The sequence below is a fragment of the Salinibacillus aidingensis genome (assembly GCF_039522525.1).
GTDB classification, from domain to species: domain Bacteria; phylum Bacillota; class Bacilli; order Bacillales; family Alkalibacillaceae; genus Salinibacillus; species Salinibacillus aidingensis.
Genome location: NZ_BAAADO010000003.1, coordinates 1 through 19,753, shown reverse-complemented (window position 1 = coordinate 19,753; position 19,753 = coordinate 1). Strand labels below are relative to the sequence as shown.

The 19,753-nt window shown below is 38.2% G+C and carries 15 protein-coding genes, 15 tRNA genes, 2 rRNA genes and 3 pseudogenes; 11 read left to right on the top strand and 24 right to left on the bottom strand.

Annotated elements, in window-relative coordinates:
* Positions 1-21: 21 nt before the first annotated feature.
* The 4 genes from ABD006_RS06820 to ABD006_RS06805 all read right to left on the bottom strand — a co-directional run bounded on the left by ABD006_RS06820 (position 22) and on the right by ABD006_RS06805 (position 2,916).
* Positions 22-1,389, bottom strand: coding sequence for an alkaline phosphatase (locus ABD006_RS06820; RefSeq protein ID WP_343839081.1), 1,368 nt, complete (start codon positions 1,387-1,389; stop codon positions 22-24).
* Positions 1,390-1,799: 410 nt separating this feature from the next.
* Positions 1,800-1,883 (bottom strand) — tRNA-Leu (locus ABD006_RS06815).
* A gap of 299 nt (positions 1,884-2,182) precedes the next feature.
* Entirely contained in the window at positions 2,183-2,365 is a 183-nt protein-coding gene (locus tag ABD006_RS06810) for a hypothetical protein (RefSeq protein WP_343839079.1), read from the bottom strand.
* A 104-nt stretch (positions 2,366-2,469) separates the two neighbouring features.
* Positions 2,470-2,916, bottom strand: a complete 447-nt coding sequence (locus tag ABD006_RS06805; protein WP_343839077.1) for a hypothetical protein — start codon at positions 2,914-2,916, stop codon at positions 2,470-2,472.
* A gap of 248 nt (positions 2,917-3,164) precedes the next feature.
* On the opposite strand from ABD006_RS06805, the gene ABD006_RS06800 reads away from it, so the two are divergent.
* The 4 genes and pseudogenes from ABD006_RS06800 to ABD006_RS06785 all read left to right on the top strand — a co-directional run bounded on the left by ABD006_RS06800 (position 3,165) and on the right by ABD006_RS06785 (position 5,601).
* Positions 3,165-4,037 carry a S1C family serine protease gene (locus tag ABD006_RS06800; RefSeq protein WP_425542207.1) on the top strand — a complete coding sequence of 291 codons (873 nt, stop codon included), beginning with the start codon at positions 3,165-3,167 and terminating at the stop codon, positions 4,035-4,037.
* Positions 4,038-4,284: 247 nt separating this feature from the next.
* A complete protein-coding gene (locus tag ABD006_RS06795) occupies positions 4,285-4,545 on the top strand; it encodes a peptidylprolyl isomerase (protein ID WP_425542206.1) in 261 nt (86 codons plus the stop codon).
* A gap of 334 nt (positions 4,546-4,879) precedes the next feature.
* A pseudogene (locus ABD006_RS06790) lies at positions 4,880-5,161 on the top strand (winged helix-turn-helix domain-containing protein); the annotation flags it as partial.
* A gap of 65 nt (positions 5,162-5,226) precedes the next feature.
* Complete coding sequence (locus ABD006_RS06785) at positions 5,227-5,601, top strand: ATP-binding protein (RefSeq protein ID WP_343840242.1); 375 nt, start codon at positions 5,227-5,229, stop codon at positions 5,599-5,601.
* 473 nt (positions 5,602-6,074) lie between these two features.
* Here the strand turns inward: ABD006_RS06785 and ABD006_RS06780 are convergent, their stop codons facing one another.
* The 3 genes from ABD006_RS06780 to ABD006_RS06770 all read right to left on the bottom strand — a co-directional run bounded on the left by ABD006_RS06780 (position 6,075) and on the right by ABD006_RS06770 (position 9,107).
* Positions 6,075-7,640, bottom strand: coding sequence for a CotH kinase family protein (locus ABD006_RS06780; RefSeq protein ID WP_343839073.1), 1,566 nt, complete (start codon positions 7,638-7,640; stop codon positions 6,075-6,077).
* 63 nt (positions 7,641-7,703) lie between these two features.
* Positions 7,704-8,396, bottom strand: a complete 693-nt coding sequence (locus ABD006_RS06775; protein WP_343839071.1) for a DUF4956 domain-containing protein — start codon at positions 8,394-8,396, stop codon at positions 7,704-7,706.
* Entirely contained in the window at positions 8,397-9,107 is a 711-nt protein-coding gene (locus tag ABD006_RS06770) for a polyphosphate polymerase domain-containing protein (protein ID WP_343839069.1), read from the bottom strand. It lies immediately after the preceding gene.
* A gap of 287 nt (positions 9,108-9,394) precedes the next feature.
* Here ABD006_RS06770 and ABD006_RS06765 point away from each other — a divergent pair, with 287 nt between their 5' ends.
* Entirely contained in the window at positions 9,395-9,985 is a 591-nt protein-coding gene (locus ABD006_RS06765; protein WP_343839067.1) for a phospholipase D-like domain-containing protein, read from the top strand.
* Between the two features lie 72 nt (positions 9,986-10,057).
* Here ABD006_RS06765 and ABD006_RS06760 read toward each other — a convergent pair whose 3' ends face one another.
* On the bottom strand, positions 10,058-10,837 hold the full coding sequence (locus ABD006_RS06760; RefSeq protein WP_343839065.1) for a CehA/McbA family metallohydrolase domain-containing protein: 780 nt from the start codon (positions 10,835-10,837) through the stop codon (positions 10,058-10,060).
* A 19-nt stretch (positions 10,838-10,856) separates the two neighbouring features.
* Here ABD006_RS06760 and ABD006_RS06755 point away from each other — a divergent pair.
* From ABD006_RS06755 to ABD006_RS06730, 6 genes and pseudogenes are all read left to right on the top strand, one after another.
* Positions 10,857-11,689: pseudogene (locus ABD006_RS06755) on the top strand (IS110 family transposase); the annotation flags it as partial.
* Positions 11,690-11,694: 5 nt separating this feature from the next.
* A pseudogene (locus ABD006_RS06750) lies at positions 11,695-12,326 on the top strand (DMT family transporter); the annotation flags it as partial.
* Positions 12,266-12,958: a flavodoxin domain-containing protein gene (locus ABD006_RS06745; RefSeq protein ID WP_343839063.1), complete on the top strand. Its 693-nt coding sequence runs from the start codon at positions 12,266-12,268 to the stop codon at positions 12,956-12,958. The pseudogene ABD006_RS06750 and the gene ABD006_RS06745, both read left to right, overlap by 61 nt.
* A gap of 609 nt (positions 12,959-13,567) precedes the next feature.
* Entirely contained in the window at positions 13,568-13,990 is a 423-nt protein-coding gene (locus ABD006_RS06740) for a hypothetical protein (protein WP_343839061.1), read from the top strand.
* 17 nt (positions 13,991-14,007) lie between these two features.
* Entirely contained in the window at positions 14,008-16,455 is a 2,448-nt protein-coding gene (locus ABD006_RS06735; RefSeq protein WP_343839059.1) for a molybdopterin oxidoreductase family protein, read from the top strand.
* A 68-nt stretch (positions 16,456-16,523) separates the two neighbouring features.
* Positions 16,524-17,345: a halocarboxylic acid dehydrogenase DehI family protein gene (locus ABD006_RS06730; protein ID WP_343839057.1), complete on the top strand. Its 822-nt coding sequence runs from the start codon at positions 16,524-16,526 to the stop codon at positions 17,343-17,345.
* Positions 17,346-17,852: 507 nt separating this feature from the next.
* On the opposite strand, the gene ABD006_RS06725 is transcribed toward ABD006_RS06730, so the two are convergent.
* From ABD006_RS06725 to ABD006_RS06650, 16 genes are all read right to left on the bottom strand, one after another.
* A tRNA-Leu gene (locus tag ABD006_RS06725) sits at positions 17,853-17,934 on the bottom strand.
* 8 nt (positions 17,935-17,942) lie between these two features.
* Positions 17,943-18,016 (bottom strand) — tRNA-Cys (locus ABD006_RS06720).
* A gap of 9 nt (positions 18,017-18,025) precedes the next feature.
* Positions 18,026-18,100: transfer RNA gene (locus ABD006_RS06715), tRNA-Gly, on the bottom strand.
* A 5-nt stretch (positions 18,101-18,105) separates the two neighbouring features.
* A tRNA-Gln gene (locus ABD006_RS06710) sits at positions 18,106-18,180 on the bottom strand.
* Between the two features lie 14 nt (positions 18,181-18,194).
* A tRNA-His gene (locus ABD006_RS06705) sits at positions 18,195-18,267 on the bottom strand.
* A 25-nt stretch (positions 18,268-18,292) separates the two neighbouring features.
* Positions 18,293-18,366 (bottom strand) — tRNA-Trp (locus tag ABD006_RS06700).
* An 18-nt stretch (positions 18,367-18,384) separates the two neighbouring features.
* Positions 18,385-18,471: transfer RNA gene (locus ABD006_RS06695), tRNA-Tyr, on the bottom strand.
* A 78-nt stretch (positions 18,472-18,549) separates the two neighbouring features.
* A tRNA-Phe gene (locus ABD006_RS06690) sits at positions 18,550-18,625 on the bottom strand.
* A 54-nt stretch (positions 18,626-18,679) separates the two neighbouring features.
* Positions 18,680-18,756 (bottom strand) — tRNA-Asp (locus ABD006_RS06685).
* Between the two features lie 2 nt (positions 18,757-18,758).
* Positions 18,759-18,835 (bottom strand) — tRNA-Met (locus ABD006_RS06680).
* A 48-nt stretch (positions 18,836-18,883) separates the two neighbouring features.
* Positions 18,884-18,959 (bottom strand) — tRNA-Val (locus ABD006_RS06675).
* A gap of 7 nt (positions 18,960-18,966) precedes the next feature.
* Positions 18,967-19,041 (bottom strand) — tRNA-Glu (locus ABD006_RS06670).
* A 12-nt stretch (positions 19,042-19,053) separates the two neighbouring features.
* Positions 19,054-19,145: transfer RNA gene (locus tag ABD006_RS06665), tRNA-Ser, on the bottom strand.
* Between the two features lie 2 nt (positions 19,146-19,147).
* Positions 19,148-19,222 (bottom strand) — tRNA-Asn (locus ABD006_RS06660).
* 59 nt (positions 19,223-19,281) lie between these two features.
* Positions 19,282-19,397: ribosomal RNA gene (gene rrf / locus ABD006_RS06655) — 5S ribosomal RNA — on the bottom strand.
* Between the two features lie 270 nt (positions 19,398-19,667).
* Positions 19,668-19,753, bottom strand: a 23S ribosomal RNA gene (locus ABD006_RS06650); the annotation flags it as partial.

The following is a 19,753-nucleotide window of genomic DNA, read 5'->3' as shown; positions in this document are numbered from 1 at the left end:
ACAAGGGCAGACAGTTTTCTGCTATTTTTTATTCCTTTTATTGTTTAAGACATCCTTTACCATTTGACCAACTTCATGGTTGTCGTGGAGACCTACGAATTTATCTGCCTGTGGGCCGTATGCATATACATTCACGTCTACACCATCATGTCCACCTGTTGTCCAGCCAGTACCGGAGCGAATATCAAAGATTTTTTCAATAGCATTGTCAATGGTTGTTACATCATTGGTCTCTGCTGCATCTGCAACAGATTGAATTTCTTCATCTGTTAATTCCAGATCAATGTATTGTTCTAATACTTCCTCAGCCGCTGCACCACCGGCAATTTCAGAGGCCATGAAATCAGGAGTGCGCTTAGCAGCTTTTAATGGAGCTGGATCCCATTTGTATTCACCGTTAATCCCCATGGCAAATCCGCCTGTTGAGTGATCGGCCGTAGTGATAACAAGAGTTTGACCATCCTCTTTTGCAAAATCAATGGCCTTTTTAAAGGACTGCTCAAAATCCTCCATTTCACTCATTGCAGATACGATATCATTGTCATGTCCAGCCCAGTCAATTTGGCTTCCCTCTACCATTAGGAAAAAGCCATCCTTATCCTTACTTAATCGATCTAAAGCCGCATCAGTCATTTGAGCAAGAGTTGGTTGTTCTTCCGGGCGATCAATAGCTTTATCCAATCCTACTGGGGCAAATAAACCCAGCACCTGTTCATTGGCATTATTCATCAATTCTTCTTTTGTCGTAACATAACTGAATCCTTCTTTCTGAAATTCCTCAGTAAGATCACGATTCGTACGTTCAAAATAGGAAGTTCCCCCACCAAGGATAACATCAATTTTGGGTTCTCCATTTACTTTTTCATCAATATAGTCATCGGCAATTTCATTGTAATTATGGCGAGATTCATCATGTGCTCCAAATGATGCTGGTGTTGCATGGTTAACTTGAGAAGTCGCAACAAGTCCTGTTGCTTTGCCATCTTCCTTGGCTTGTTCCAATACCGTTTCAACTTCATTCTTATTTACATCCACAGAAATGGCACCATTATACGTTTTGATTCCAGCTGCCATGGAAGTAGCTGCAGCTGCTGAATCTGTGATGTTCTCCTCTTCATCCCATGGATAAGTTTCCTGCATACCAACCAGATACTCATCAAAAGCTGTATTCTCCATATAAGGTGTAGATGGATCATCTTTAAGAGATCGGTAAGCAGTGTTGTAAGCAGGCCCCATTCCATCTCCAATCATAAAAATAACGTTTTTAATCTTTCCTTGATTTGGACTCACCTTTGCATCAATACTTGGAGTTCCACTTACCAATGTTCCAACAGCAAGTGCAGACACCATGGCAATGGGTAATAGTTTTTTCCCAGGCTTCTTAAACAAAACAATTCCTCCCTTTTAACGATGAAATTCTCTTTCAATTAGAATCCTACCAGGACTCTATTAATCTTCTATAAACAGGATATAAAATTACCGTAAAAATAAAAGGTACAGAATACTTAGGCAGGAAGAAGCAGCCAGGGTTATGCGATAACAGTCAAGGAAGAGTTATTTGCTGTCATCAAACCTTTGTTATTAATTAATCGAGGTTTAGATAGGAAATATATTTGTGTTCGGATAGCGTTTTTATGGTGTAGGAATTTTCTACTAAGTTGTCTAGTCTAAAAACTTTTGCGGGCATAATTGAAAGTTCCGTTTGGCCGAAGAAGACCTAGTTTATCATTTTCCAAACAAAAAAGCCCATAAATCCTTTAAAATATAAAGGTTTATGGGCTCATTTTTCCAATTAGCGATGCGGATGAAGGGATTCGAACCCCCACGGTGTTTCCACCACTAGACCCTGAATCTAGCGCGTCTGCCGGTTCCGCCACATCCGCAGTGTATGAAATGTATTAACGGAAAACTTTATTACGATATGAATTATACACCTTTTTCACTAAATAGTACAAGGGTGGAGACTTAAAAAACTGAGAATAATAATTCTGAATTTTAATTGTGGAATAATATTTGGTAACGATGTGTCACTATGAGATACTGTCACCTAGAAGAGAAATGAATTCAAAGGCCCCATGCTCATAAAGTGAAACTTCCATCAGTGGGGGGGGTTTTCCATCTAGTTGAACTTATCAGGAATTTACTTGCCGTTTATCCCCCACTTAGTCTTGTTGGGGTACGCTCAAAGTCTTGAAGTGGGGGTATTACGGCCAGTTAATGCCTGATAAAATCGATGGTCCTCCATGGCAACAACTGTACCTGTAAAATCAGGAGAGATGTCCATTAGTGGCACAAAAGCTCTCAATTTGCCCACGGACTCAACTTTTTCTTTAATCAGCATAGTAGGAAAAGAGACAGTCCCCATCACTTTACATTTTAAAATTTTAGCACTTTGGGGGCTGACCCTTTTTTCACGGTTTTGTTTGACTTTTTCATATTGCGAAGAGGGCTATCTAATAAACTATGCCATTACTTGCGCGAAAACCCTTCTTGCTCTAAATAATTGGCCGCTCCATTATATGTAGGAAATGTTCCGTCCAACATCTCATCTGCATATATGTTCCACAGGTCAAAATCATATACAAGTCTCAGCTCTTGTTTCTCATGATTCACCCAAGTCTCTTCAAACGTAGACTCAGATAGCGATTCAATTGACTCCTTAATAATGCTGCGAATCTGTTGTTCAGTGAAATCCCGTATATTAACCATGCCTTTATGGTCAGTTAAGTATTTGTTATTTTCGATCAGTCCCGCGTAAACAAATCCGTTCCCATTCGGATGGAGATGATACACAACTGTCGTTTTATCCTGGACGCTTTCCTTATAATGGAAATTAACACGACCAAGTGACACATCTTTTCGTCGTAACTCTGGTAAGGATTCAATAATTTTTAGCTTTTCTTCAAATGTAAGCATGTGTTCCTCCAATAACAAGAATTTATGAGAGTCATTTATTATTATAACACTGTGTGGGCATTCATACGCATGAATGTATGATATAAGAAGGCACCTGGTGTATTTTGTAAGAGAAAACCCGAGAAAAATGAAATAGAAATTCGGGAACTTTGCCAGCCCAATCGTTCATGCGTGAATAATCCGATAACTGTCTTTAGTAACACCACTAAATTTAACAAGTCTATTGAAAAAATACATTGGATTAGGAAATTCAATGGTTTTTAAGTGGAACTGGATCTGGTGTTATCTATAACGTAACGAATGACGCAGCGTATATTGTAACGAACAATCATGTTATTGAAGGAGCATCTGAAATAGAAGTATCTCTATACAATGGGGATGTCGTTACAGCTAAATTAGTAGGAACGGATTCATTAACTGATATTGCTGTATTAAAAATTGCTGGGAACTATGATATTAATCCTCTAGAATTTGGGGATTCAGATGCATTAAGAACTGGCCAGGAAGTAATTGCAATTGGTAACCCACTTGGCCTAGAGCTATCAAGAACAGTAACACAAGGAATCGTCAGTGCAGTTGATAGGACAATTACAGTGTCAACTTCTGTTGGAGACTGGAACCTAGAGGTTATTCAAACTGATGCTGCAATCAACCCAGGGAATAGCGGTGGTGCGCTCATTAATTCATCTGGGAAATTAATAGGAATTAACAGTCTGAAAATATCCGATAGTGGTGTAGAAGGATTAGGGTTTGCAATTCCAAGTAATGAAGTTGTTACTATTATTGACGAAATCATGGAACATGGACAAGTTGTACGACCTTATTTAGGAGTAGGATTAGCTAATCTTAACGAAATTAATCCTTTTTATGCACAAAATCTTCCTGAAGGCATAACTGAAGGTGCCATTGTTATTTCTGTGGACCAAAATTCTGCGGCGGGGCTTGCAGGATTACAGCAGAAAGACATTATTACTTCAATTAATGATCAACCAATAGAAGGAGAAGAAGATCTTCGTAGATATTTATATACCCAATTAGAAAGTGGGGATAAAGCAACAATTAAATTTTATCGTAATGGTACATTGCAAACGGTCGATGTTATTTTAACAAGTACACAATAAATTAATAATTAATTAAAAAGCAATCTAAATAAAAACAAAGGGAGAATATGTCGCAAGTGTTAATGGTAGTTAACCGGATTACGATTACGGAAGAAGAAATGCAACCTATTTTAAGAAAATAAAGCTACTTCTGCCCAACAAGAAGAAGTAAAGGTTAGAGTCACATTTCAAATGAAGATGAAGCAACTGCTTATGAAGTGATTGATACACTTGAAACGGGCACAGATTTTAGTGAACTTGTCCAAGAATATTCGACCGATTAATCAACAAATTCAATAGGGGTGACCTTGGTTACTTTGGTAGAGGAGAAATGAACCAGGAATTTGAAGATGCAGCATTCACATCGGAGGCTGCAGAGATCATAGGTCCAGTAAGAACAGAAGATGGATTTCATGTTATAAAATTTGTTGATAAAGTGGTTGCTAAGGAAGCAAATTATGAGGATGCTAAAGACGAAATAGAATCAATTCTCTTTGGTTCAAAAGTGCAGGAAGAATATTATGTTTAGTTAGAAGAAAAACAGCTGAATACGAAATTGAGTACTTGTTGGAGTTTAATAATAAGTACTCAATACCTTACTCACCTTAAATAATAAAGAAAAAAAGACCTATATCAGTTATGAAAATTATTAACGGAGTAGGTCTTTTTTGTATTTGGCCACTACGCATGGTAATAAGTATAAAACTATATACAAACTATCACTTTATTCCACCTAAATATTCATCGACATTTTCTCGACATATTCAATCTGTACAATAATTTTTTCCAATGAGTATAACCCATATTCCACGAAGTGACATCCATACCAAGTGAATCTTTAGCACATGAAGGTCTTGCAGAAAATGGACCTGCAAGCACATCGCGTGAAGATCAATAGTGAAGAAATTGCATTATTCCCTAGAGACTTATCCTTACTTTTATTTTTATCAGAACATCCGAATCAGACGTTTACTAGAGATCAGTTGATTGAACGTGTATGGGGATGGGATTATGACGGCAGTGATAGGGCTGTGGATTTATCGATAAAACGAATAAGAAAAACATTAAGAGATTGGCCAGAATCAGAAGGCGAAATCAGAACTCTTCGGGGATTGGGGTATCAGTTCAGTGTTTATGAAAACTAACAAAAAAAAGATACCAATACAGCGTTACTGGACAACTCGTTACTTACTAACTCTCGTTATTCTACCTGGATGAACGAATAGAAGTTAGTGTAGACCCAATTCGCCTGCAGCAAATTATTACTAATTTACTGAATAACGCGAAACAAGCGACGGATGATTCACGCAAGATTGAAGCAAAGATAACAGCAGATAAAGAAGACGTTATGATTGATATTAGCAATACCGGTATAGGTATTCAGAAAAAGGAGCAAACTTTCATTTTTGAACGTTTTTACCGCGGAGAAAACAAAAAATATAAAGTTAGTGGACTGGGTTTAGGTTTACCTTTTAGTAAAATGATTGCCCAAGCACTCGGTGGTGATCTAATACTATTAAGTAGCTCATCAAAAGGAACAACATTCCGAATTATTTTGCCAAAATCAGAAATAATCGGTGAATAATTATCCTACATGCCTGATGTAAAATAGATAAATATTATATAGATATTAAACAATGGATAAAGGTTTTAGAAGTGCCATACCTTTCCATCGTTTATTATGTACTAATCATTTTGGTTAATAGCTATATTTTTATCTGCACATTTTGATACAAAACGTCTCCCGACATATTGAGTGATTTAGATACAGTAGGAGAGCTGTAATAAAATAGTGATTTTTTTTATGGTGTAGTCATTCCTATCTTGATTACTCAACACTTCAATTGTAGAAGAAACAGTAGCTTGAATTTTTCTCACCCCAATCTACTACAAAAGGCCAAATTTATAAACGATAGATTTATTTTATATAAAACAACCTTACTTCAGATATTATCGAAGTAAGGTTGTTTAGTTTATCTTTAATGTTATATCTATTTATAAGAGTAAGTTAATAGGTCATTGTCCTCTACAACTAAGCGACCTAGACGTTCTGAGTTCTTATGCGCGATACCTTTTGAAACGATTAATAAAAATCAAGGTACCTAACAGGAGAACAATTAAAACAATGACAGTGATTAGGTCCTTCAGTTGACCTTGAGGATTACTAGCTTGATTTCCTCCCCCAAACCCGGGCATTCCTCCTCGATCTCCACCGCCAAACATGGCTCCCCGTCTTTCTTCACCTCCACCTTCTTGCATTCCTGCTACTGGCATACCCTCAGGTGCACCCTCAGACATACCGCCTGGCAATCCTCCTTCAGGCATTCCACCTCTACCCATACCGCCTCCTATTCCTTCTCCATTTTCATAGCTTGGGATTTCTCCATTTAACTGTTTTTGCACGTGCTCTATCCGGGCTTGCATAAACCCAACAATTCCAGGTTTATTATCAACTGTTTCATCGCCAGTGTTTGCGAGGAATTCTTCATATGTGTAAAATGCAGTCGGGTCATTCTTTACTGCATCTCCAATTAATGTCTTCAATTCTTCTACTCTTTCTTCCAACCCATCGAGTAAGTCAACTGCTTCTTGCACATACGTATGATACGTTTCTTTGTATTCCCCATTTGAAAGTACATAATCAACAAGAGGATAGTTTTCTACCGCTCCCGAAGTAGGTTCATCAATAAGCATTTCTTTTTGTGCATCCGCATTTCCCATCATTCCACCAATAGACAAATTTTGATCCCATGTAAGAAATGTAAATTTTCCATTTTGTTCATAGAGATAATAATTATGGTTCATCCGCCCCTGGTAACTGTCCATACTTGCCAAAACAGTAGTAGCAGCTAAATAACGGAGATACGAGTCTACATCGAAATACTCCTCGACATTTTCTTGATTGTCTAGAGCTTCAATAAAACTGAGAAGGTTAGAATTAGTCTCAAAACCTATTTTTTGTTCTAAGCCTGTATTCGCAATAGACATGCCTTCTTCCCAGCTTAGAGTGGCTCCCATGTCTGCTTTAAATAGGTTCCCGGAAATTGAACTGAAATTCCGCTCTAAATAAGGAGCTTCAATATTTTCAACGGCTAAATAGAGTCCATACAGCTCGCCATTTACCATAACTCTAACATACGAGTACTTTGGCGTTGCAATTCCCATTTGGTCCATTAACTCATAGGTAAGAAACTCCCTCATATAGGATGGGTCAGACCAGTTATTGTTTAAATTGATTTTCGTATAGCCTTCTAAATTCTGATCAATATATTCATCGAATTTCAATTTAAAACTGTAGCGTTCTGATTCAGATCCTGCCACTGAACTTAACGAGGAGTTGCCTTTAAATCGTACCCCTGCATACCTAATCGTTTTACCATTATAAGTAATCGTAGCCTCCTTATATTCTTCTGCAGTCGGATTATCCAACATATCCTGAAAATCGGCTTTGTCTATCTCAATATTTACCGTGCTGATTTCATCCTTTTTGAAAATAGAGTCATCTGTGTACGTAGTATTCTCTTCGGCATTTGTAATATGTTCGTTAAAAGAAAACATAAATACTGAGAGCATGACACCCAATATCACGCTTCGTAGTCTTTTACTATGAAATTGCAAATCCATCACCTACTTTTTTGAATAAAAGGGAGCATCCACCCTCACTGTGAGAAGTCCCCCCAAAAGCTTTTATTGAACGTAATCCCCGTTGTAACTGATTAGTACAGCATTTTCAACGCCTTCAATCGCTGATACACCATTTACAAAACTTGGTTCCTTACCTTTTAAACGAACCTCGAATGTGACTTCAACATCTTCAGCTGACACATTTTTTTGCTTCACTTCAAAACGGTTTACTACTTGTTTTAATTTTTTATAAATTACTTTTTCTGTTTCTTCCCCTTTAAAATTAACAACAAATAAATATGGTGTTTCAAAACTAGATTTTTTCATAAAAATAAACATCACAATTCCGATAATTACAGAACCTAAGATTGCTAGTGAATAGAATCCAGCACCTGTTATAATACCAGCAGCTAGTGCCCAGAATAAAAAGATTAAATCCGTTGGGTCTTTAATTGGTGTTCTAAAACGAACGATTGACAACGCACCTACCATACCTAGTGATAAGATAAGATTCGAGCCTATTGCCATAATAACTAGTGATGTAATCATTGAAAGTCCAATAAGGGAAATGTTAAAATTCTTTGAATAAAGTACCCCGCTAAAAATACGCTTGTACAGTGTATAAATAAAAAGTCCTAATAAAAAAGAGATTGACATTGTTATCCCAGTTTGCAGAAGGGAAATATCGGAAGTGAAATTTGAAAGCACTTCCGTATTTAAAAGGTCTGAAAAAGTATTTGTATTAGTATCTTGCATTTATTGATCCTCCCAAGAATTTGATTTTGTGAATTTTCTACATATTGTATATTTTGAAGCCGCTTGTCGTTGTAAACCGCTTAACTGTAATGCATCCCGAATATAATTTGGAATATATTCATCATACTTTACTTCAAGGATATATACGGGTTCATCTATAGTCTTAATAGGATATAGTTCTAAATCAAAGGGATCTATTTTATACAATCCTGTCCGTAAGTCTTTATCAAACGTAATCCGGACATTTCCTGTTCTAGCGATATACGCCTCTCTTACATAGTCTACGATTACTTTCGGTCGCAACATTCTATTTTTCATTTCATAATGAATTTCTCGTAACAGTGGAGATTCCTCCTGTTCAAGTACGGTATAATCATTAGCTAATAATCGATTTAGAGTTTGTCTTGAAATGGCTTCTTTTTCTTTGGCAATAAGTGTATTTCGTTTAATTTTCTTCTCGAAATGGATAATAGAATCGCTTTTGTTATACACTCGTATTCTATATTTATGTCGGTCTTGAATACCTGCTTGTTTTTCCTGCAAGGCCTTATTCTCAATATCATCAAAATAAACACTCCGAATATGATATTCGCCTTTCTCGTTTGCATGCTGATCCTGTTTGAGAAAAAAACGTAACCGCTGACGGATTAAATAGTACTGATGATAATTAACATAATATTTTAATTCATGACGAAATTTTAATTTCTTCACTTACTAACCCTCCTTTCACCTGCTATGAACTTTACTAGAGTAATGTGTCGGGTATATGTCAAAACGAGAACTTATTTACAAAAACTTTATAATTTCTTATAACTAATTTTACAAGAGTATGGATAAATCATAATAAAAAAATCACATCAACCTATTTTTGTTTGCACGATGCCCTTTAACTTGTCTAATGGATTATGTTGAGGTTAGATAATGATAAAATAGACATCTTCTCGACTTACTAAATTATTATAATTAGACTGATAATAATCTATTTAGGAGGTCTTTAATTGTCATTCAATTCAAGAACATTATTATATTTTTGGAGTATTGTCTCCCTTCTTCTTAATTTACTACTTATTAACCATTTTTTAACTAGTAATTCTACTTCATTTATTGTTGATGAAGATGATATTGGAATTGATTTTGCTTTCAGTGGTATGGAAAATAATCCAAAAACGCTTCTTCTTGACACTATAAATAAAGCAGAAGAGACATTGGACATTGCTATGTACAATTTCGAAGATACAGATATCGCGGAAGCTATTCTTGAAGCAAAAGATCGAGGAGTCACCGTCAGACTTTTCACAGATGAAGACAAAGCAAAAACAGATAACAATGCCGCTATTCTAGATGCATTTACCAAAAACGGTATTGAGGCAAAAGTCAATACCGCCCAAAAAATGCACTTAAAAATGGTCATTATCGACAACGAACAAGTCGTTACGGGCTCTTATAATTTCACCGAAGAGTCAGCCTATGAAAACCAAGAACAACTTCTTACACTCATTAATGAGGAGATTTCAAGACAATGGACTGACATATATGACGAGCTATGGGGAAGTAGGATTATGAAAAATGGCATGATTAGTATTATTTAAAGTGATAAACGCAGGCACATTTTAAGTAAAGAAAGCGGCAGCTAAGATATAAACGTTAGTTGCCGCTTCTTTTTAATTAGATAACTTGATAAACACTGGGTTTGAATAGAACCAGAAATCTGTCCATGGATCTTCTCCCTTAGGATCTACAGCAGGTTCTAATTGATCTGTATTCGTGCCTCGTAATCGAATATAGCTGTTTTTATCAAGGTTTTTTAATGTATAAGAAATTTCGATATAATCGCCCTTTTGTTTCCAATCCTTTGCTGTAAAACGTGCTAGCACTTTGGTAGTAGGGTATGAATATGCTGTACGATCCTCTGCTTTTCCGATTATGTCACCTATAATTAAATCGACGCGCTTTACTGCTGGGTTATCGCCATTGGCATTATCTACGCTTGGATCTTTTAGACGAATCGTAACTGTTACATCATCGGATTCTTTGATTGAGATAGTTAGCGTTTCACCAAACGTAACCGAACTCCCTCCGGTCTGAACGTTTATATCTAGTTCAGAAATGAGATCACCTGTCGTAACAAATATCTTACCTGCACGAATACTCTCCATGATATCCTCGTAATTTTTTTCAGCCTTTACATAGGTTTTGGAATACTCACCAGGCCAAAAATCTGTTCCGCCATCTCTCCAGTTAACATGCGAGTCGGACGTTGAGGTTATCCACCAATGTCTTCCTTCACCTAACATAGAATCCCACAACCCTCCTACAGTAGCAGTCATCTGATCAAATCCACCCATTGTTGGAGCGTTGCCATAATAACCGCGGGTCCCATTAGTATATAATGTCCCATCTTTATTGATAGATGAAGCCTGGTGACCAGGAGCCCCCTCCATCCCAATGGATATCGTAGGCGTTGCTCGTGCTGTTAACTTCCGAGGAATTATTGTCGGTGAACCTCTTTCTTTTGAAAATAACGAGGTATTGGGTCAACCTTTCTAAGTGGCTGTATGATCACGATATTGAAGTAGTAACTGTGAACCCTCACCTAAGTTAAAAAGTATAAAGAAAACCGTGATAATACCCAATCTAAAAGTGATAAAAAAGATGCTCTGGTTATTGCTGATATGGTGAAGAATGGATACTATTCCTTTATACGTCCTACCTCAGAATCTTTCGAAAAGCTGCGAGTATTAATGTCTAACCGTGACATGGTTGTTAAACGTCTTGTAAGTTCCGTTAACCAAATTAATCGCTTAATCGCTGGGTTGATGTGGTTTCCCTGAGCTTCGTCAAGTATTCAAAGATGTAAAAGGAAAAGGAGCCATCGCTACACTTCGCCTATTCCCTACACCTATAGAAATTCGATCTATGAAGGCTGAGGATATTGTTGAAGCCTGGAAAACAAAAATGAAATGTCACGCTGGGCTTAAAAAAGCTCAAGCACTCATTGAATTATTTAAACAATCAGTTGGTACTCATCTGGCACTTGATGCTTATAAGTTACATTTGGAACAATTGCTTGCAGAGTTTGAGCTGGCAACAGCTCAACTGGAGCGAGTTGAAATGGAAGTTACGAAAGCTCTTGATGAAATTACTTTTGCCAGAGAAATGCTGGCCATGAAAGGAATTAGTAAAATTACACTTGCCGCATTTTAGGAGAAGCAGGAGACTTAAGTGGTTTTGCACATGGTAATTCTTTATTACGACATGCAGGATTGCATCTAGTTGATGCTAGTTCAGGTAAGTGTCTATCTTTTTAAGTCTGCGTACCATAACTCCTGGTGAATCGTCCATTTTAACTTTTACCAACCCTTTGCTTGTTGTTATTTTCGGAACAATTTTTGTGGGAACAAAATATCGCTGGATTCAGTGGTTAGGAGTCTTAATTGGATTTTTAGGTGTGTTTATTACACTAGGGGCAAGTTTAGATATGCAACAATCTGGTACCCTTTTGGGTTTCTTAAGTGCGGTCTCATGGTCTATTGCAACATTGTTGTTAAAAAAGCGGGGCTCAACATTCGATACATGGGTATTGACTGCCTATCAAATGTTATCTGGTGGTCTCTTATTATTGGTAGGAAGTGCTCTATTTGAAAAAGTTGAAATAGAAATTACGTCGGTATCGATTTTAATAATCCTATGGTTAGCAATCATGGCTTCCATTGTACAATTTGCAATTTGGTTCTTTCTTTACAGAAAGAAGACCCTGGAAAAGTAAGTGCCTATTTATTTCTTGCTCCTTTATTTGGGGTTGTTTTTGGATGGATACTACTGGGTGAGTTATTGCATTTTTCAACACTAATAGGTGGTGGATTAATACTATGTGGTATCTATTTTGTGAACAGACCACAGAAGATAGATTCAAGCAAAATTTCAAAGTGATATTTTCCTTTCTATATTGTTTGAGATTTCAACATATTTACTCATTAACTGGGAAAAATATAGTGAACAACTTTGAAAGGGGTATTTGTGTGAAAATCTTTGTTTTACATGGAAGTATGTTTGGTCATACAGAAGTTCTAGGGAATGCCATTGCAGATGGTGCTAAGCAAGTTGATGGCTGTGAAGTGATTTATAAATCGGTAGAGGAAGTTGAACCGGATGAGTTAAAAGATGCTGTAGGTATTATTTGGGGTTCATCAGGTATCTTTGGAGAGCCAAATCCAAAAATGGCAACTTTCTTTTCTAAATTAGGACAACTATGGTTTACCGGAGCCCTTCAAGGGAAAGTTGGAGGGGTTTTTGCTACAACTTCAACTCAACATGGTGGAGTTGAAAACATTTGTCGAGCATTACAAACACCTATGCAACATCATGGTATGGTGCTTGTTTCTAATGCTGGGCCAGTTAATGCGGATCGGGCACAGTACGGTAATCCTTATGGAGCAACTGCAGTTATACCGGTGGAAACATCTCAAGAAGCTCCAATGAATAAGCCAAATGATACAGAAATGCAAATTGCAAGAGAATATGGAAAGTTAGTAGCAACTGCTGCACTGAAACTCCACCAATAACATAACTATAAAAAATGTTTTATAGAAGATCCTGGCACTCTATAAAATGAGTGCCAGGATCTTTCATTTTGATTATGAGTTGGTTATTATCAATACGGCTTATCGTTTATAGGATTCTTCATGTTTTGCTGAATGAAAGGACAGGTATATGAGTAAGCCCCTAAATGAATACAAATTTGAATATGGAAGACTGTTTTGGTTTCTTTTTTTATGATTTAAAGAAAATGTTTAGTTAGTTTTTTGTTTATGGGGTATTACAAGTTGTAATATTTGAGGGATAACTGGAAACTGTAAAAAAAGTAGGTTTTGAGATTACTTTACACACTTTTACACAAGAAAAGTCCTTAAAGGTCAATGTCTCCTAAAGCACATTTCTACTTACATAATACATGTTAGATGGTTGGTAGAAATACTAATCTTTTCGTTACTATCTATATTTTAAATGACGGGATAAGGAATTACTATGTATGTCCACGAAAGTTAGTTTCTCTAAAAAAAACAGTTACTAACTATATAAACTTACATTATCGTATCATAAAAGCCTATTCATCACATATACCTATACTGTATATTTGTGTTTTTAACAAATATCTATTAAGGGGGGCTAAAATGTACCATACTATTGATCGAATATATCAAACTTTCCAATACCTCCTCGCGAATTTTCCTATCAATAATAACCCATTAGAATTTCGAATTAGACCACTCTTATATGAATCGAATCATGTCCTTTATCAGATTCATCTTATCCTACATCAACCCCAACCGAACCTTTATCAATTAAAACAATTATTTTCTATTCTTTACCGAGATGACGAGGCTCTCGATCCACTTGTCCGGGCATGGGGAAGAGCTTCCATCTGGATGGAAATCACGCCATCTAACGTTGTTCAACATCGGTTAGATTTGTATCAAAGTATTCAGAAAGACTTAGAGCGATTGGTTCCTTACATTAAAGGTATTTATGGGGAAGAAGATACTAGATATATTGTTCCGCCGTTATATCGAAAGGAAGTAGGTGCTGACTATTGAATTGGGAGAAATCAAGAGTGGATATTAATTTATACAGCCAAGGAGATGTAGATAAATGGGTGTATAGTACATGTAACATTTGTTCCATTGGTTGTGGCTGTTATATCGGAGTAAAAGATAACAAAATCGTTGGGATAAAAGGGAATGAAGATCATGATATAAATCGAGGACGACTCGATCCGAAAGGGGAGAACCAATGGTACGCCAACAAGAGCCAAGACCGTTTAACAACGCCATTAATTAGAAAAGATGGTACCTTGCAGCCTGCTTCTTGGGATGAGGCGATGAACCTTATTGTTACGAGGACAAAAGAAACGCTTCGGACGATTGGTTCCGATGGGATAGCGTTTTACTCTACTGGTCAAGGTACACTAGAAACCTACTATACGATTGCTAAGATTGGTAGAGCTGGTTTACGCTCTCATTTATTAGATGCGAATACAAGATTGTGTACCGCAACGACCGAGTGGTGCTTGTTTCAATCGTTTGGTTCAGATGGTGTTCCTGCTTCGTTTGAAGATGTTGATTTAACCGATACAATCATGCTTTTTGGTCATAATCCAGCAGAAACTGGCACGGTATTTTTCGAACGAATTATGGAGCGAAAACGCCGTACAGGAAAGCCGTATATCATTGTCGTTGATGTTAGAAAAACACTGACAGCTAAAGAAGCTGACTTGTTTTTGCAGTTAAAGCCTGGAACCAATTTGGCGTTATTGAATGGAATCGTCCATCTACTGTTAAAAAACGGTTGGGTAGACAAAGATTTTATCGGAAAACACACGGTTGGTTTTGAACGTATTCATTGGGCTACCGAAGCCTGGACACCTTCCATGGCAGAAAAAGTAACTGGAATACCAGGGCATATCATTGAGATGGCTGCTCAAGTTATAGGGAAAACAAACTCTTTGGTATGTACCACACTTCAAGGTGCTTACCAAACAGCGGATGCCACTAGTACTTGTGTGGCTATTAATAACATTCATTTAATAAGAGGATTAATCGGCAAGCCAGGTAGTGGGCCGTTACATATGGCTGGGCAGCCTAGTTCTTCTGGGAACCGGACTGTTGGTGGCGTTGGTACCTATCCAGGGAACAGGAACCCGGGTAATCCGAAACATATTAAGGAAATGGCAGAGCTTTGGAATGTGAACACGTCAGACTTAGAAGTTGGACCAGAAAAGGGTATTGAAGAGATAGTTCATCTAATGGAAAAAGGAAAAATTGGCTTGTTTTGGAACATCAATACAAATCCAATGGCATCTTTACCAAATCGACAAAGAGCAAAAAAAGCATTTGAAAATACCTTTGTTGTTGTTCAGGATCCCTTTTTAACCGAAACAACCGAAGTGGCAGATATTGTTCTTCCTCCAGCTATTTGGGGAGAAAAAGAAGGAACGATGGAAAATGCAGATCGAACAATTAATCTACTAACGAAGGCGGTCGATCCACCAAATGGTATAAAAAGTGATTTTGGTATTTTACTAGATTTTGCAAAACGAATGGGTTTTAAGGACAAAGATGGTAAACCACTAATTACTTACGAAACCCCAGAACAATGCTTCGAGGAATGGAAAAAAGTCTCTAAAGGAAGGCCGAGTGATATGAGTGCTGCCACTTATGAAAAGCTGAAAAAATATAATGGACTACGTTGGCCAATTGATGAAAAGTACCCGCTTGGTACTCCAAGGCTATATTCTGATTTTAAATTCCATACCTTCCCCGATGATGCGCAGAGCTATGGGAAGGATTTATTTACTGGTAGACCTAGGACGAAAGAAGAGTTTGAATCAATGCAAGCAAACGGAAGAGCCATTCTTTATGGCACCCATTACGTACCGCCGGTGGAGCAACCAAGAGAAGAATATCCATTTTGGCTAACTACCGGGAGACTCGTTTGGCATTGGCATACAAGAACGAAAACGGGTAGATCTCCTTATTTACAAATGATAGCTCCCGAAGGCTATGCGGAGATAAATATTGTAGACGCAGAAAATTTAGGCATAATTCCAGGGGAACTAGTCAAAGTTTCCTCCCCAAGAGGTTCAATTAAAGTTCCAGCTCGAGTGGTTGACACGGTTCAACCTGGACTTATTTTCGTTCCTTTCCATTATGGAACGTGGGAAAATAATCAATCTGCCAATGAACTTACTATTGATTTTACAGACCCGTTATCAAAGCAACCGACTTTTAAGCAGTGCTCCTGCAAAATTAAACCAGTACGTAATAAAATCATGATTTCTGAAAACCAAACCTTTGAGGATATTGCAGAAATCAATGGATTGTCATTGGAGGAATTGGCTAAAATCAATCAAATGATGCCACCCTATCGTGCAGATATTGGAGATCAAATTGAAGTACCACTTTCTTGCGCAAATGTAAAAATTCCTCCTTATATGCCATACCGAAATATTCAAAAATTCCCGCATTTCTCCCAACCAGAATTACCTTATAAGAAAGAGTAGGGACAGGGGAACTTTTCCTACTCTTTCAGTACGGGTAGAAAAATTTTTCTAAGAAAGGTGGTAAAGAAATGATGCAGTATGGGTTTCCTGAAGTGTTTGAGTCGGATGCACGTGGGATTGTGAAAGAAGTGTTTGAGGATATTAAATACGTTCTTAAAGTCCCAATGGTTAATTTTATCTTTCGTGCATTAGCAAATTATCCCGAATTTTTAACAATGGCTTGGCAACAGGTTAGACCTAACATGTTGACCATCAACATGGAGACTGCTGCGAATAAATTACGATTTCCAGCCCTAACAACAGTACCTCAGTATGATTTTAGTAAAGATCATCATCATCAAACGCTTAATCATATTCATAATATTATCTCTACTTTTCAATATGTAAACCCGAAATTGCTATTGATTGCGAGTTTGTTGATAGAAAGTTTAGCAGACCGTCCCATTACTACACAAAAACAGATTAAAGGACACATCCAGCCAGGTATATACAGTCAAATGCCCCATATTGATCTAGTTCATATTCCACAGGCTCCGATTTCCCTTAGAACACTTTTATCTGATGTCGCCAAAACTCACAATTCTTTCGATGTAGCAAGTGATTATCGAGCACTAGCAAACTATCCGAAATTTTTACATGTTACTTGGTCTCACCTAAAGCCATATATAAGTTCCGATGAATATACAATTCTAAAATCAGCTATGTTAAATCGAGCTGTAAATGTTTCTCGGGAGGAGATGCCGTGTTCAGTATGGATAGACAAAAATTACTTAGCTAGCATCTATTCCCCAGATCAAATTGCTGGAATCATGGGGGTAGTTTCTTTTTTTCATCAGTTTTTACCTGGCTTAATAATCGAGAATGAATTTATGAGGAGGATGATTATTTAGTAATTAGAGTTTAAAGCACCATTTATCTTTTTTTAATCCAATTTAATTTCTTATTAAAGCAAACGGTTGGTTATAAAGGAAGAACAACTGCTGCGCAGTACAAATATACTGTACAATAGAAAATGCTCTTTCACAATCTGGTGCGATTATGGAAGAACATAAGCTTAATTCGTAAGTAAAATATGGAGAAATGATTTTCTAGTTCAAGATCATTAAAGTTTTTCTCTTGGTAAACATGTTGACCTGCATTTTTGTTGTTGTAATCAAAGTTCCCGGGATTGGTTAAATGAAGACTACTTAGAAGATCAATAATTTTTTAAACTTAATACATAATGTGAAAAATTATGTGTAAAAAACAACATCTAATGTGCAAAATTGTGTAATTTAAAATTCAAACCTATCGTTTCCAATCGTATTCGATAAAAATAGAAAACCCTATAAACGCTGAAATATCAACGTTTATAGGGTTTATAAAATAACTTAACGTGTTTAAGAAATACTAGAAGATACCGGTGGTCGGGGTCGAACCGACACTCCAGAAGGAACACGATTTTGAGTCGTGCGCGTCTGCCAATTCCGCCACACCGGCATGTATTCTGGAGGCGGCAACCGGATTCGAACCGGTGATAAAGGTTTTGCAGACCTCTGCCTTACCACTTGGCTATGCCGCCAACTTTTAATGGAGCGGAAGACGGGATTCGAACCCGCGACCCCCACCTTGGCAAGGTGGTGTTCTACCACTGAACTACTTCCGCATGAATGGCTGGGCCAGCTGGATTCGAACCAGCGCATCACGAGATCAAAACCCGTTGCCTTACCGCTTGGCTATGGCCCAATGTATACCAAAAGGGCGATTGGTGGGAATCGAACCCACGAATGCCGGAGCCACAATCCGGTGCGTTAACCACTTCGCCACAACCGCCATATATTTTCCTTTAAAATGAAAATGGCAGGGGTAGTAGGAATCGAACCCACATCAAAGGTTTTGGAGACCTTCGTTTTACCATTAAACTATACCCCTACGTTACTATTAAATAAATGGTGGAGGGGACAGGATTCGAACCTGTGAACCCAAAGGGAGCGGATTTACAGTCCGCCGCGTTTAGCCAGACTTCGCTACCCCTCCAATTAAATTAATTAGAGTCCCAGCTAGAATATTACTACTATATCTTACTGGTTTCAAGTCAAAAATATAACTTGAAAATGGTGGCTCGGGACGGAATCGAACCGCCGACACACGGATTTTCAGTCCGTTGCTCTACCGACTGAGCTACCGAGCCACTATGTAATTTCATTATGATATAAGTTCCTAAACAAATATCCTATGTATTTAATGGCGGTCCGGACGGGACTCGAACCCGCGACCTCCTGCGTGACAGGCAGGCATTCTAACCAGCTGAACTACCGGACCATTGGTTGCGGGGGCAAGATTTGAACTTGCGACCTTCGGGTTATGAGCCCGACGAGCTACCAGACTGCTCCACCCCGCGATGTTACAAAAGCTGTTTTAGCCTTTGCGATTTCTAATTTAATTTTCATGGTGGAGGATGGCGGGCTCGAACCACCGACCCCCTGCTTGTAAGGCAGGTGCTCTCCCAGCTGAGCTAATCCTCCAATATAATGGTGACCCGTACGGGATTCGAACCCGTGATACCGCCGTGAAAGGGCGATGTCTTAACCACTTGACCAACGGGCCACATATGTATAATGGCGGAGAGCGAGGGATTCGAACCCTCGAGACCGCGGTAGCGGCCTACACGATTTCCAATCGTGCTCCTTCGACCACTCGGACAGCTCTCCAATGGCTCCACCGGCAGGATTCGAACCTGCGACCGATCGGTTAACAGCCGATTGCTCTACCTCTGAGCTACGGTGGAATGTTATCAACTTTTACTTTCATACCATTCAAACTGAGCTAGAGTGGTATTTTTATACCGCCTGGCGACGTCCTACTCTCGCAGGGGAAGAACCCCAACTACCATCGGCGCTGGAGAGCTTAACTACTGTGTTCGGAATGGGAACAGGTGTGACCTCTCCGCCCTCGTCACCAGACAAATTATCATTTTCAGTGACAACAAATATTATATCTTGTTTTCACAAAAAATCAAGGGGTAATTTTAAAAACACCCTCAAAACTAGATAAGAAAGTCAATCATGTGAGTAGACATTGGTCTATAGATCCGCCTGCGCTTTTCATGTTGTCTAGCTCCGGCTCCTAGGTCAAGGCGGATATAAGCCAAAGCCATTCCGTGGGCAAAACCATGCCACTCTATGTCTTCGTCTTATCCCGCATGACCTGAACAGTCGCCTGCGCTTTTCGTATAAGTTAAGTCCTCGATTGATTAGTATCCGTCAGCTGCACGTGTCACCACGCTTCCACCTCGGACCTATCTACCTCATCGTCTCTG

What these genes read in the sequence shown, in the direction of transcription:
- ABD006_RS06810 (WP_343839079.1), bottom strand. Translation starts at nt 2,365, where the DNA reads ATGGGGACTGTCTCTTTTCCTACTATGCTGATTAAAGAAAAAGTTGAG.
- ABD006_RS06780 (WP_343839073.1), bottom strand. Translation starts at nt 7,640, where the DNA reads ATGGATTTGCAATTTCATAGTAAAAGACTACGAAGCGTGATATTGGGT.
- ABD006_RS06805 (WP_343839077.1), bottom strand. Translation starts at nt 2,916, where the DNA reads ATGCTTACATTTGAAGAAAAGCTAAAAATTATTGAATCCTTACCAGAG.
- ABD006_RS06740 (WP_343839061.1), top strand. Translation starts at nt 13,568, where the DNA reads ATGTACCATACTATTGATCGAATATATCAAACTTTCCAATACCTCCTC.
- ABD006_RS06730 (WP_343839057.1), top strand. Translation starts at nt 16,524, where the DNA reads ATGATGCAGTATGGGTTTCCTGAAGTGTTTGAGTCGGATGCACGTGGG.
- ABD006_RS06775 (WP_343839071.1), bottom strand. Translation starts at nt 8,396, where the DNA reads ATGCAAGATACTAATACAAATACTTTTTCAGACCTTTTAAATACGGAA.
- ABD006_RS06760 (WP_343839065.1), bottom strand. Translation starts at nt 10,837, where the DNA reads ATGGAGGGGGCTCCTGGTCACCAGGCTTCATCTATCAATAAAGATGGG.
- ABD006_RS06745 (WP_343839063.1), top strand. Translation starts at nt 12,266, where the DNA reads ATGTGGTATCTATTTTGTGAACAGACCACAGAAGATAGATTCAAGCAA.